We start from the raw sequence: 13,319 nt of genomic DNA on the forward strand, positions 1-13,319 counted from the left end.
AGTGACTTATTTGAATGAAAATCCATCATCTTTAAATTTTAACCATGACAAAACCACAACAAATCATGATTATTGATGACGACGCGGACGACAGAAGTTTCTTCCAGGAAGCCATCCATAACATTTCTCCGAGAATAGAAACACATATTTGCGATAGTGGTATCCAGGCATTAGCCATGTTGGAAGAAAACAAAATCCAGGCGCCGGATTTTATCTTCCTCGACTTTAACATGCCGCTGATGAATGGAAGGGAATGTTTGATTGAGCTGAAGAAACTACTGCAGCATAAAATCACCAATATCATCATCCTCAGCACTTCTGATATGAAGGAAGATATGGAAGATGCCTTGCGTTTAGGCGCTAAACTATTCCTGACCAAGCCCAATACTTTCCAGGAATTATGCAGTATGTTGAAAGGCGTATTGGAWGGCAGCTGGCAAAAATTATTCTCTCATCCCGGAGCGCCGGATACCCAGGTCTAAATCGCCTTCATCGCGCTTTTATTGTACTTATTCCTATACTCCAGTGGCGATAATCCGGTTGTTTTTTTGAAAATAGTTCTAAAAGCTTTGGTATCTGAATAACCCACTTCCCACATCACTTCATTAATATTTTTACGACTGCTTTCAAAACCTTTTTTCGCCACTTCTACCTTCACCCGTTGAATATATTCTGACACTGTGTTGCTGGTTGCTTTCTTAAATCGTCTTTCCAGGCTACGACGCCCTACGGCAAACATCGTCGACAATTGTTCCACTGTAATTTTTTCCATGAAATTTTGTTCGATAAATTCCTGTGCCTGTTTCACGGATTCATCCTGGTGCTCCCGTTGTCCTTTGAAAATGGTAAAGGCAGCCTGACTATCGCGGTCTATTTCTATTTCAAAATATTTAGACGCCAGAATGGCCATATCCCGGTCTGTATATTTTTCAATCAGGTAGATCAACAGATTCCAGAAGGAATTGGCGCCACCGCTGGTATAAAGACCATGTTCATCCGTGATAATTTTTTCGGATACCAGCTCCACATCCGGGAACATATCTCTGAAATCAGCTGCTGCCAACCAGTGTGTTGAACAACGCCGGCCTTGCAGTAAGCCGGTAGCCGCCAGTAAAAAAGCGCCTACACATAAGCTGGCCACTTCTGCACCCGCCTGATGCTGCTGTACAATCCATGGATAGAAGTCCTGGTTGTCGCTGATAGCTACCTCCCGCTCCCCATTCACCGCCGGAATAATGATCAGATCAGCTTTATGCGGTTCCGTGATCAGCACATCAGGTGTTACCCCGAAAAGCCGGTCATATACCTGCGCTTCTTTGGTTAACCCCACCAGCTTCACATTAAACAGGGCAGGCCTTCCCAGACTTTCCAGGAAATCATTCGCCTTAGTAAAGGCAACAAAAGACCCTTCAATACAACTGAGCGCCACCGCGCCTTTTGGAACGAGAATAGATATCTGCTTCATACGTCAAATCTAAGATAAAAGAATGTCGGAATCAACCCTTTTTAAGTCGCGCCAACACCCGTGGTGATTTCAGGCGCCAACTTACTTTTGATTCCAGGAATTTAAACATCTCAAACAGCTATAAAAATATGAAAAAGACAAAAATCATTTATTGGATTGTTACCGGTATATTATCGGCCTTAATCCTGTTGGGCGCCATCCCCGATCTCCTCAGCGTTCCGGAAGCGCAAACCATGTTCAAACACCTGGGATATCCAATGTACCTGCTGCCTTTCCTGGGACTGGCTAAAATACTAGGGGTCATTGCTATATTGGTTCCCCGTTTTCCGCGACTGAAAGAATGGGCCTATGCGGGTCTTTTCTTCGACCTCGCCGGCGCCATGTATTCAGGTTATGCCAAAGGAGATCCCGCTTCGCAGTGGGCCCCCATCCTGGTGGGCTTCGTGCTGATTTTCGTTTCCTATAGCTACTATCACAAGTTGATGGCGGATAAAGAAAAAAGCAGCCGTCAATTTAAAATAGCATAAGCTATTTCAACAGAACTTACCGAAATTCGGCTCTCTTAATCACCACAACCCTAATAATATGAGCAAAATTATCTTTGACAGCGGCATATCACTGGATGGCTTTTTTGCGGGCGATCACAGAAGTCCGGCCAACCCCATGGGCGACAATGGACCCACCACCCATAAATGGATGTATAAACAAAAAGCTTTCTGGAAAAACATCAACATGGAAGGCGGAGAGGAATACGGCGCCGACAGTAAATTAATTGATGCCGTGTTTGCCAGAACAGGCGCTTACATCATGGGAAAACGCATGTTCGAAGAAGGCGAAGTCCATTGGAAAGAGGATTTATACAAAGCGGATGTATATGTACTCACGCATGAAAAACGCGAACCCTGGGTACAAAAAGGCACCACCACTTTTTATTTCATCAACGATGGCATACACAGTGCGTTGGAAAAAGCCAGACAATCCGCCAAAGGAAAAGATATCAGGATACAAGGTGGTGCAGATACCATTCAACAATTCCTTAATGCCGGACTGATAGATGAATGCTTCATTCATATTGCGCCCCTTTTCCTGGGAAGCGGCATCCGCTTATTTGACGGCATGGATAAAAACAAGTACGACATTCAAATTGTGGAAGTAATACCGTCAGAACTGACTACACACATCAGATACAAATTCACGAAGAAATAACTACCGCCATGTGGGAACATGTAAACTTTAACAGTGTTTGACACTGGTAGGTTTTCATCTTCCCGCAACTGCGTTATTATCCATTGCAATAGTGAGAATTCACCGCTCCCTGCCCGGTATAATTAGGCCCTGCCTGATCATCAGCGCCCAGAAAGGTAAGCCCGGCGTTGAAGTTTCGGGGCCCGTTACAGGTGAGGAGGTGCGTACGGGCATTATAAGATAATCCCTGTTCCTTAAATAGTTGTTTTAATGATACCGAAGGAGGTACCGTTATATTTTTCATATCGAGATGGGCAATGAAATAGCCATTCGGCTTAAGCGCTTTACAGGCCATGGCAATTACCTGTAACTTGTCCCCCAGATAATGCAGCCCATGTGAACAGGTAATGAGATCATAAGATCTATCCGGTTGCCAATCGACAACGGAGGCCACCTCAAAACTAATACCCTGGCTATTTTCCGCGCCTGTCGGGAAGGTATCCAGTAAGTCAATACCTTTTAAGTACACCTGTTGCTGCAGTCCCCTCTGCGCTAATACATCATAGGTTTGCGCCAATGCAAATCCACTACCACAGCATAGATCCAACCAGCTGGCGAAGCCTTGCTCCTGCACTTTCTGCGCCAGGAAATGTGCAGGCACCAACTTAAATTCCTTTTCGTAGCTATTAATACCGCTGGCATTCCGGTCACGGTTCATGCTGCAGTTAGCCACTACAGCCGACCATACGAGGTCCTTTTCTGAGAGTAACAACATACGATAACAAGATACGCATTAGTGGCATAAATGATTTTTCTTCTTCTCCCGAAAAAAACATTCAACGAAAACAGGCTAACCAACATGAGTTGATTAGCCTGCGCATTATTTCAGCTGAACAGGAATTTTTCATTCCGTATAGCCTTCACTGTTACTGTTCATTAATTATGTCCGGTAATCGTGCATTGACTCGCACCTCCTCCCGGCCAATAGAAGTAGTAGTCGACCCCGGCAATAGTCATTGTGTAGTTGGTATTCGCTGTCAGCGTGATCCCCGGCAGTAAGAGGTGGGTAGTATTACCCGGAGAAACCATATAGCTGGTTCCCTGGAATACTACCGTGATTGGGCCTATTCCCGGATAAGCAACACCTGGCCAATTAAGAGATAGCAGCGGCAGACCGGAAAAGTAGCCGATGATCCAATTCACATCTCTTGGAAATGATAATGGTCGGGCCGCTTTGGTCATGGTGGTTGCTTTAACAAGGGGCTTTACAGGGGCCGGCGCTTTTGTGTTCAGGCTAAACAAGGTAGCAGCTGTGATGAGTAGTTTCATAGTGTGACAATTTGGGTTTGGTTATTAATTATTGTGAATCATCAATCATGACCGGTAATCACACAGTTTCCATTAACATCCAGGTGGAAATAATAATTGCGGCCAGCAATGTTAATGGTGTAATTTGTGTTAACCGTTAGGGTAATACTTTCGAAATACATGTTAAAGGTAGTATTCAGGTTAACGTTTTTGGAAACACCCTGAAAGGTAACCGTAACATAAGGAATCAAAGGATTATTAAATGAAGGCCAGCTGAGTACCAGTAGATTCAGACCAGACATATAGCCAATATGCCAGTTAACATCATTAGGGTTGTCATACTGCCTTGCCACTACTACTGTGTTGACTACGGGGGGCGTCGTTACAGGAGAGGGACTTTGAGGTTGCTGCGTAGTAAGGCCAGCCATGGCCGCTACCGCGAGGAGTAGTTTCATAAAATAGGATTTGGGTTTCTTAAACCTATATAAATAAGTTCAACAATAAAAGACTCCCGCAAATCTTGCGCAAACGTTTGTGTGGTGGCAAAACGTTTGCAATCCTCATTTAGTATTAGCTTTTGGTAAGATAGTATCGATTTTTCGTATATACGCTTTACGTGATTTACCACCCAGGAATTAAACGCGTTGCGCTGCCAATGCATAGCGTCACCTTTTGCTATTCACATATTTTTAACAGAAAAAATTTTCACCCGGCATAAGGGTTTATTCTCACCAGCCTGTATTAGTATCAGTCAATACAAGCGATAACAGGGAATGCCTTAAACGGCCATTATTACTTCATTTCTTTTATAAGTATGAATCGTGCTTTCTATTATGCAATTATCTGCTGGAAGATAGTTGTGAAAATACTTTTCTTTCCACTGTACCCACTTGCCATACTATGGGAGGGTATAGCATTTATCGGCAAAAAAAAATTTCGCAAAAGGAAGTCTGCTACTCACAAATACTTCCATTAAAATTTCATGGGGATGAAAAATAAAAAGGTGGCTATTATTATAGGGGCTGGCCCTGCCGGCTTAACGGCGGCATACGAGCTTTTGAAAAGGACAGATATTAAACCTGTCATCCTGGAAATGTCCGGAGATATTGGTGGCATCTCCAAAACAGTGAACTACAAAGGAAACCGGATGGATATAGGAGGTCATCGTTTCTTCTCCAAGTCGGATCGGGTAATGAACTGGTGGCAGAATATCTTATCAATAGAAGAAATAGAGCGACCAATAAAAATTTCCTACCAAAACAAGAACAGGGAAGTATTTCCGGATACCRGCGCCAATAAAAACCGGGACATGGTGATGCTGGTGCGGGAAAGATTATCCAGGATTTATTTCGAGCGGAAACTATTTAACTATCCACTTACACTCGCACTGGATAGTATTTCCAAGCTGGGTTTTTTCCGGTTATGCCACATCATCGGCTCCTACTTACATGCCCGCTTGTTCTTTACAAAAAAGGAGGTAAGTCTGGAAGACTTCTTCATCAAACGTTTCGGAAAGGTATTGTATCAAACCTTCTTCAAAGATTATACAGAGAAAGTATGGGGGAAGGCTTGTCATGAAATTGACGCCGAATGGGGCCACCAGCGGATAAAAAAATTGTCCATTACTACCACCATATTACATGCCCTGCAAAAATTGTTTAAGAAAAAGGCTACTACTGATCTCGCCCAAAAAGATACGGAAACCAGTCTTATTGAGCGTTTCCTCTATCCCAAATATGGCCCTGGCCAGTTATGGGAGGAAGTAGCTAAAAGGATTCAGGAAATGGGCGGTGAAATTCATATGAACCAGCAAGTGTGTCAGATAAAGATAGCCGATGCCGTAGTGAAAAACATTGTATCACTAAATGATACTACTATGGCCGTCAATACCTATGAAGGAGACTACTTCTTCTCCACCATGCCTGTAAAAGAGCTGGTAACGGCTATTGACGGAATAGTCCCGGGAAACGTGCAAGACATTGCTGCCGGCCTTGAATATCGCGACTTTATTACCGTTGGGCTATTGGTAGATAAACTCGTACTCGAAAATAAACAAACATCTATTAAGGATAACTGGATCTACATCCAGGAGAACGATGTAAAAATAGGCAGGCTGCAGATTTTCAATAACTGGAGCCCTGCTATGGTACAAGATCCTAACACAATATGGCTGGGACTTGAATATTTCTGTAACGAAGGAGATGAATTATGGAAGATGAGCGATCCCGACTTCACCACCTTCGCCATAGATGAATTGCAAAAAATAGGTATCATCCTCCGTGAAGATGTACGTGACAGCACCCTGGTACGAATGAAAAAAACATATCCAGCCTACTTCGGTACTTACAAGAGGTTTGGGGAGATAAAAACGTTTATGAACACTATTAGCAATCTTTTCCTGATAGGCCGAAACGGCATGCATAAGTACAACAATGCAGACCACTCTATGCTCACCGCCATGACAGCAGTAGATAACATTATTGCGGGATATACGGGTAAAGAGAATATCTGGGAAATCAATACAGAACAGGAGTACCACGAAACCAAACAATCGACATGAAATCATCTCTGGCCAAACTCTCCCATAAATATGGCTACCTGGCCATTATTATTACGTTCCTGGCATTGTCCATCATCTGGTTACAGCTTTCCACTTTCACCTGGGATGATGATGCCGTTACACGCTATATGAATGTGTTGAACGCCCGCCACAACTTCAGACAATTTCTGTCGGGTTGGAACAGACCTTTGTTCGTAGTAATATTTTATATACCCATACAGCTCTTTGGCCGTGCAGGGGCTGGTATCGCCATGATTTTGCTCACAGCGTTGTCTGCATGGCTGTTATATAAAGGATTGCAAAAAAAAGGAATCGCACACCCATGCATGGCCGTCTTCTTTTTACTATTCCAAACATTCCTCTTTGGTATTGCAAGGGATGCCATGACAGAACCGCTGGCATCATTTATTATTTGCCTTGGAATTTACCTTTATTACAAAGAAGATTTTTTTTGGTTTGCCGTAGTAGCCGGGCTACTACCACTGGCAAGAACAGAAGCTATATTATTAATGCCTTTTTGGTTGCTTCCTCTTCTACAACACAGGAAGTATGCATTCATACCATTGATGGGCGCTGGTATGTTAGCCTGGGCGCTGGCCTTTTTTATTTATACCGGTCATCCGTTTGCGTTACTGGACGAGTTACTGGTTTCTGGCAAACAAGCTAACAAGTATGGCCATATGGCCTTAACGCATCATATTGGCAAGTATGTATATGTACTGGGGCCCGTGGCATTTTTCTTTTTTATACAAGGGTATCTGGTCAGCACCAAACGTTTATTGGCAGACTATTTTATACTGCTTCAATTTACAGTTGGGTTCATCATATACGTAATCTTCGCTGCATACCTGAACATTGGCCAGTCGGGTGGCGCACTCAGAAACCTGATCACACTGGCTCCCTTTGCAGCGGTGATTAGTTTATATGGCTTTAATTACTGGTGGAACCTCTTTGCACCTCCTGTGCCGGCGACCGGCAGGGAAGGGAAGCTGAAACCTGGCAAAGCTAAACAACCCGCTGTACAGCGACAGCAAAAAGAAGCTGCCGGCAAAATATTAGACCTCGTGTTGCTGTGCTTCCTGATATCTGTCATAGGATACATCGCATTTACGAATAAGCTGGTACTGAGGCAATATTATGATCCTATTCAAAAAGACTACACGATTCTCCGGCAACTACTGGCCTGCTCCCTCTGTGTGTTGCTCCCTGGCATCGCGTTCTTCCGGGCAAACATCCGGTGGGTGGCAATTGTATTGCTACTGCTGCAACTTTCGTTTACACTTTCTTATGAAAACCCCCAAAGCCATGGTAATGAGGAAAGACGGGGTATGGATGCTATGACTACGTTTATCCGTAACAGTGAGCTACGTCAGGCAAAGATCTATTGTAACCATCCATGGTATTACTGGTCAGCAGGTATCAACCCTTATGATAGCATTCACGCAGGTGAAATCTCCCGTCGCAATATGCCCGGGATTCCGGAGGGGAGCCTGGTGTTGTGGGATTCACATTATAACGGAGAAAATTATACTAACACAGCTGCAGCCCTTTTTCTGAATGATACCACCTTTTCGCCGGTAATGGTGGCGGAAGACGACCAACATCAGGCCTTTGGTATCCTGTTCTTAAAACTCAGCAAAAACCAGGCAGATAATGACCGTTTCTTCAGCAATCTTGCTAAAACATATTCGCACAATGACCGCGTGCTTTATTTTAAAGGAGTGTATGAACGTAACCGAAAGGCCAACCCGGTGGCTGCGTTGGCGGACTTTAATGCGGCAATGGCTTTAAATCCCAATAGGGCAGACATTTATCTGGCAAGGGGGATTTGTTACCTATTGCTGAATAACAAGGAAAAAGCCTGTCCTGACCTGAAACAGGCGGCTGTCATGGGCGAGGCACAGGCACCGCAGTTATTGGCTACTTACTGTAAATGAATCAGGAAACAAAAAAAGGCTGTCTCATGTATTGATGAGACAGCCTCCTCTCCTACGCTTCCGAAGCAACTGGTGTGGCAGTAACTCCTGCCCCACGTGCCATTTTGTTTTTCACCACTACGCTTACACGATATACCAGGAAAATACAAGGGATCGTAAGACCGATTACTACCCAACCCAAGGTATCATAATTGGTCAGCGGACTAAACTTATCTTTCTGCGATACAATCATACCGGCAATCACCGCGGCGATACCACCTGCTATTTGCTGCAGAGAAGAATTCACGCTCATAAAAGCACCTCTGTCTGCCAGCTCAGGAATACCGGTGGTAAGGGCGGTAAATGGAATCATACGTCCCATGATACCAGCCATCATCAATACGTTGAAGCCGATAATGATCCACAGCGGCTGGGCCGACAAATGCGTATAAAAGGCCACAATCACCATCATGTATACCGCTGCTGCTGCAAACAACCGGAATTTATCCATCTTATCACTCACCTTTCCCAGTACTGGCATAATGAACAAACTACTGATGCCGGCTATCATAAATAACAATGGCAGCTGCTCCGGCGTAACATGCAGATTATTGATGGCAAATGCACTACCGAAAGGCATCATCATAAAGCCACCAATGGACATCAGCGCGGTAGCGGTAAAGCCTATACGATATTCTTTGTTTCGGATGGTGTGCAGCAAATGCTGGAAGGCGCTTTTATCCCGCTGTACCGCCAGGTGCGCAACAATAGGTTCCAGGCGGATGCTGATCACCAACATGACCAATACAGCGATGCCAGCAATCATAAAGAAAGGCGCTTCCCAGCCCCAGGCATTGGCCAGGTATAAGCCAATAGGAATTCCCAATACCTGACTGGCGCCAAAAGCCATTTGCACAAATCCCATTACCCGGCCGCGTTGTGATAAAGGAAACAGATCTGTGATGATAGCCATGGAAATAGATCCCATGACGCCACCAAATAAACCAGTGATGATACGTGCCGCCATCATGGTATAGTACGTGTTCGCTAAACCACAGCACAAGGTGCCCAGGATAAAGCCACCATAAAAAAATATCAGTAGTTTCTTACGGTCAAAACGATCCGCAAAACCCGCTGTGAGTAAGCCGGATATACCGGCACTGAATGCATAAGCAGATACAATCAAACCAAACTGGTTAGGTTTGATATTCATTGATTTCATGAGTATATCACCGAGCGGCGACATTACCATAAAATCCAATACAACGGTGAACTGTGTGAAGGCCAATAGGGCAATCACCAGTTTCTGGTGAGTAGAAAAGGCAGGTGCTTGTTGTTTCATATAAAGGATATTAATAGATATTAGTCTTCCAACTCTGCGCATTCATAAGCGCAGCCATTTACGAGTGAAATGATACGGTCTGTCACGGGCCCGGTGGCGACTACACGCAGTACGCGGTCCACGTCTTCCAGATCTACCGTCCATTTGCCAATGCTGGGCTCCTGGTCCAGTGCCTGCGCCACTTTCCGGCGATCATCCGGGTTGTTGATATTGGTTCTGAAAATGAGGATGTAAGCGATAGACATGTTTATAAGCAAGCGCTCATTTATTAATTAAAGCAAAAAAATAGCTAAATCGACAGGCCTTTTATCACGCAATCAAATGTATCTTTCATCACTTTCTCTGAAAACTTAAACGTGCGGCCATCCAGGCTTTTACCTTCGTTGTGAAACTTAATCAGAGAATATAAGGGAGCAAAAGCCACGGACCAGTATACTTCCAGCGACATCCGCTTTATTTCACCACGGATAATCGCGTTCTCCACGAAGTTGCCCATCTTCTTCTTAAACTCCTCTCCAATGGCTTCCACCATTTTATCCTTGTAGGTAGAGTTGCGAAGCTGTTCAAAAAAAGCTGCTGCCATGTGATTATCCAATGAAAAATCCGCCCGGTTCTTCCATTGTACCCATAGTCCTTCCTTAAAAAACATGTTCGGATCAAATCCATCCAGGGTAGCACGGGTCATCCTAATCCCTTCTTCTATACTGATAGTGGTGAGCAGGTCTTCCTTATCCTTATAGTAGATGTATATAGTAGCCGGAGATACACCCGCCGCTTTCGCGAGCCGGTTAATCCCAAAGTTTTCCAGCCCATCGCGGGCTACCATGTTAATAGCAGCTTCCCGAATCGCCAGCACTTTATTTTCATCTCTATATCTCATCCGGCACAAAGATAAGTGAGCAAATGCTCATTTAAAAATATTTCAAGACTTTTTTTTGAAAAAAAAATATCGCGTAAGTACAACATCGTATACTATAATATCCGTATAACTACCGACAAACTACCCAGCTGCATCCCCTAGTTTTGCTGCACTTCCAACACGTTATTTATGATACCATCACAACCACCAACCGCCGTTGTAACCGGCGGCAGCAGCGGAATCGGGTTTGCGCTCACGCAAAAATTACTCAGCGAAGGGTATCAGGTATTTGCCACCTCCAGATCCGGAGATATCCCTGGCATTGTGCATCCTTCCCTCACTGTTATTCCACTGGACATTACCGATTTATCGATGGTACAGGCTGCCGCTGCTACCATCGCGGACTCCGGCAGGAAGATAGATCTGCTGGTGAACAATGCCGGCGCTGCACCGGATGTGTACGACCTGGAACCTAAGCCTGAGGCATTTACGCAAACCTTTGCCACCAATGTAACGGGACTTGTTTTCTTTACAGAAACGTTACTGCCACATCTCCGGCAGGGAGCACAGGTAGTGATGATGTCGTCCGCCATGGGACTGATTAAAAACGCGGGCATCAATGGCCCCGCCTACCGGATGTCGAAAGCCGCCGTGAACATGTACGCAGTTATGTTAGCGAAACGATTGTCAGAAAAACAAATCCGGGTAACATCCATGCATCCCGGCTGGGTGAAAACAAAATTGGGAGGCATGAATGCATCTCTCACTCCCGGAGAATCTGCAGCAGTCATTTATGCCGGTATTCTCAACAATAGCACCACCGGGCAATTCTGGAATACAGATATCAATGGCGTAGAAACGTTTTAACTAACGGAGCAGACTACACGTAAAAAAGGGCAGCCTGCCATTATTTTTTCAGGGAGATGGATACCGCTGCAGTACCCCTTCTCCCTAAATTATTCCCCTAACCCACTGACTAATGTGATGCGTCCGGCGACTTTATTTGTTGTGACAAGCCACCATCTACGGTAATTTCCTCCCCGGTGGTAAACGTGGCATCAAACGCCAGAAATAACACGGCTTTCGCCACCTCTTCGGGTTGACCATTGCGCTTCAACGGTGTTACCTGCTCTCCGATTTTTTCGAACTCCAGCAAAGTTTCTTTCGATACGCCCGTCACGCCCATCGTTGGGGTTTGTATGAATCCCGGACTCACCGCATTTACGCGGATACTACGAGGCAACAGCTCGGCGGCAAATCCTTTTATGTAGGAAGCCAGGGCCGCCTTCGCACCAGCATATACCGTCATGCCCGGATAACCGGTCTGATTCGCTACAGACGTAGTAAACACAATAGACCCATGATCCTTTATCAACGGCGCCAACTGCTGCACGGTAAAGAAGGCTCCTTTGGTGTTGATGTCAAACGTTTTATTGTAAGACGCCTCCGTTACCTCATTATACAACTCCAGCACGGAATAGCCGGCGTTAATAAAAAGAAAATCAATTTGCCCAAACTGCGCGGCGACTATACCAGCCAGCGCATGGATATCTTCCATACTGGTAGTATCAGATTTTAATACCTGCACGGCGGAGCCTAATGTAAGGCGCGCTGCTGCTATATTTTCCGGATTATTACCTGTGAGCAATACTTCTGCACCACCTGCTACCAGCATCTTTACGGTGGCTAAACCCATACCATGAGTACCGCCTGTTACTACTACTTTTTTTCCTGTATACGGTGTTGTTGACATGCTTTTTATTTTGATGAACAATACCGCAAAGGGACGTAGATTCGTTGAGGAGAACAATAACGGCAAGAATGTTCCGGTAGGGAAAATTTTATCCGGATAGCGGAGATCAGCACGACAACTACCACCAGGTAGATTGCTGGAAAAATGCCTGTGGGGTTTGGCCCGTAAATGCTTTAAAATCTTTGATGAAATGCGCCTGATCAAAATAACCGGCTTTATGTGCGGCATCTGTTAAGCTCTCCGTACCATCGAAATGATCGAGCAAACGTCTTAAGCGCACAATCGCCGCAAACTGTTTTGGACTACAGCCTATATGGCGACGAAATCGTTTTTCAAAAGCATCCTGGCTGATGAATAATTCAGCGGCCAACTGCTTGATTTTTATATTGCCGTGGTTGTTTTTAATTTGTTCTACGGCATGCCGCACCAGCACATCCGGTGTTTGCATACTTAATACCGACAACAAAAAAGCTTCTACTACCGCAATTCTTTCTTTATGACTACCGGCTTCTTCCAGCTGCTCTTCTACTTCCCGGATCTGTTGTAAACGGATTAAATCATCGAGTGGCTGCTGGGCTTCAAACAACTCATGCAGCGGTGTTTTAAAAAAAGCAGCGGCCCCCCCTTCTTCAAACAGTACTAGCAAATTGCCGGTGTCAGGTGCATACTTCCACTGTCGCACCGATTTACGCATGCCTGATAAACCAGCGCCTGGCAAGGTATCGGTGAAAGCTGGAGTAACATGCGCCACACTTCCCTTAAACCGGAAACTCATCACAACAGAGGTATCCGGCAAAGTGCTGTTCTCCATTCCGTCGCCGCTTTCTATAATCAGAAAAGCTTTGACGAAAGGCTTCAGCGCAGCAACAGGAAGGTGACGTTCCATTTTCATATAACACCCGGTTTCAGGTATGAAGATACGCAATTATTG

15 protein-coding genes are annotated in these 13,319 nt (G+C 44.9%); 6 read left to right on the forward strand and 9 right to left on the reverse strand.

Translation table 11 applies throughout. The features are described 5' to 3' along the window. Nucleotides 1-44: 44 nt before the first annotated feature. Nucleotides 45-482 (forward strand): response regulator, encoded by a 438-nt coding sequence (locus tag AC1DFM_RS10070; protein WP_477076588.1) that lies wholly within the window; start codon nucleotides 45-47, stop codon nucleotides 480-482. On the opposite strand, the gene AC1DFM_RS10075 is transcribed toward AC1DFM_RS10070, so the two are convergent. After that, a complete protein-coding gene (locus AC1DFM_RS10075; RefSeq protein WP_477076589.1) occupies nucleotides 479-1,465 on the reverse strand; it encodes a GlxA family transcriptional regulator in 987 nt (328 codons plus the stop codon). The genes AC1DFM_RS10070 and AC1DFM_RS10075 overlap by 4 nt on opposite strands. 128 nt (nucleotides 1,466-1,593) lie before the next feature. Here AC1DFM_RS10075 and AC1DFM_RS10080 point away from each other — a divergent pair, with 128 nt between their 5' ends. Both AC1DFM_RS10080 and AC1DFM_RS10085 read left to right on the forward strand, forming a co-directional pair. Further along, entirely contained in the window at nucleotides 1,594-1,992 is a 399-nt protein-coding gene (locus AC1DFM_RS10080) for a DoxX family protein (RefSeq protein WP_477076590.1), read from the forward strand. A gap of 58 nt (nucleotides 1,993-2,050) precedes the next feature. Beyond that, entirely contained in the window at nucleotides 2,051-2,671 is a 621-nt protein-coding gene (locus tag AC1DFM_RS10085; RefSeq protein WP_477076591.1) for a dihydrofolate reductase family protein, read from the forward strand. A 76-nt stretch (nucleotides 2,672-2,747) separates the two neighbouring features. Here the strand turns inward: AC1DFM_RS10085 and AC1DFM_RS10090 are convergent, their stop codons facing one another. The 3 genes from AC1DFM_RS10090 to AC1DFM_RS10100 form a co-directional block, all read right to left on the reverse strand. Beyond that, nucleotides 2,748-3,425 carry a class I SAM-dependent methyltransferase gene (locus AC1DFM_RS10090; protein WP_477076592.1) on the reverse strand — a complete coding sequence of 226 codons (678 nt, stop codon included), beginning with the start codon at nucleotides 3,423-3,425 and terminating at the stop codon, nucleotides 2,748-2,750. Between the two features lie 161 nt (nucleotides 3,426-3,586). Beyond that, entirely contained in the window at nucleotides 3,587-3,979 is a 393-nt protein-coding gene (locus tag AC1DFM_RS10095; RefSeq protein ID WP_477076593.1) for a hypothetical protein, read from the reverse strand. Nucleotides 3,980-4,020: 41 nt separating this feature from the next. After that, nucleotides 4,021-4,413 carry a hypothetical protein gene (locus tag AC1DFM_RS10100; RefSeq protein ID WP_477076594.1) on the reverse strand — a complete coding sequence of 131 codons (393 nt, stop codon included), beginning with the start codon at nucleotides 4,411-4,413 and terminating at the stop codon, nucleotides 4,021-4,023. A 533-nt stretch (nucleotides 4,414-4,946) separates the two neighbouring features. Here AC1DFM_RS10100 and AC1DFM_RS10105 point away from each other — a divergent pair. Together AC1DFM_RS10105 and AC1DFM_RS10110 are read left to right on the forward strand one after the other, a co-directional pair. Next, nucleotides 4,947-6,518: an NAD(P)/FAD-dependent oxidoreductase gene (locus AC1DFM_RS10105; RefSeq protein ID WP_477076595.1), complete on the forward strand. Its 1,572-nt coding sequence runs from the start codon at nucleotides 4,947-4,949 to the stop codon at nucleotides 6,516-6,518. Then, nucleotides 6,515-8,455 carry a hypothetical protein gene (locus tag AC1DFM_RS10110; RefSeq protein ID WP_477076596.1) on the forward strand — a complete coding sequence of 647 codons (1,941 nt, stop codon included), beginning with the start codon at nucleotides 6,515-6,517 and terminating at the stop codon, nucleotides 8,453-8,455. The genes AC1DFM_RS10105 and AC1DFM_RS10110 overlap by 4 nt, the downstream gene beginning before the upstream one ends. Nucleotides 8,456-8,507: 52 nt before the next feature. On the opposite strand, the gene AC1DFM_RS10115 is transcribed toward AC1DFM_RS10110, so the two are convergent. From AC1DFM_RS10115 to AC1DFM_RS10125, 3 genes are read right to left on the reverse strand one after another with little or no spacing between them, the layout of a single operon-like run. Then, nucleotides 8,508-9,776 carry an MFS transporter gene (locus tag AC1DFM_RS10115; RefSeq protein WP_477076597.1) on the reverse strand — a complete coding sequence of 423 codons (1,269 nt, stop codon included), beginning with the start codon at nucleotides 9,774-9,776 and terminating at the stop codon, nucleotides 8,508-8,510. Between the two features lie 20 nt (nucleotides 9,777-9,796). Next, nucleotides 9,797-10,021 (reverse strand): hypothetical protein, encoded by a 225-nt coding sequence (locus tag AC1DFM_RS10120; protein ID WP_477076598.1) that lies wholly within the window; start codon nucleotides 10,019-10,021, stop codon nucleotides 9,797-9,799. Between the two features lie 44 nt (nucleotides 10,022-10,065). Then, nucleotides 10,066-10,656, reverse strand: a complete 591-nt coding sequence (locus tag AC1DFM_RS10125) for a TetR/AcrR family transcriptional regulator (RefSeq protein ID WP_477076599.1) — start codon at nucleotides 10,654-10,656, stop codon at nucleotides 10,066-10,068. 168 nt (nucleotides 10,657-10,824) lie between these two features. Between AC1DFM_RS10125 and AC1DFM_RS10130 the strand changes: the two genes are divergently transcribed. Continuing rightward, entirely contained in the window at nucleotides 10,825-11,502 is a 678-nt protein-coding gene (locus tag AC1DFM_RS10130) for an SDR family NAD(P)-dependent oxidoreductase (RefSeq protein ID WP_477076600.1), read from the forward strand. Nucleotides 11,503-11,611: 109 nt separating this feature from the next. Here AC1DFM_RS10130 and AC1DFM_RS10135 read toward each other — a convergent pair whose 3' ends face one another. Together AC1DFM_RS10135 and AC1DFM_RS10140 are read right to left on the reverse strand one after the other, a co-directional pair. Beyond that, nucleotides 11,612-12,388 carry an SDR family oxidoreductase gene (locus AC1DFM_RS10135; RefSeq protein ID WP_477076601.1) on the reverse strand — a complete coding sequence of 259 codons (777 nt, stop codon included), beginning with the start codon at nucleotides 12,386-12,388 and terminating at the stop codon, nucleotides 11,612-11,614. Between the two features lie 118 nt (nucleotides 12,389-12,506). Beyond that, nucleotides 12,507-13,280: an AraC family transcriptional regulator gene (locus tag AC1DFM_RS10140; RefSeq protein ID WP_477076602.1), complete on the reverse strand. Its 774-nt coding sequence runs from the start codon at nucleotides 13,278-13,280 to the stop codon at nucleotides 12,507-12,509. Nucleotides 13,281-13,319: the final 39 nt, after the last annotated feature.

This window comes from Chitinophaga sp. 05T412, from assembly GCF_056396465.1.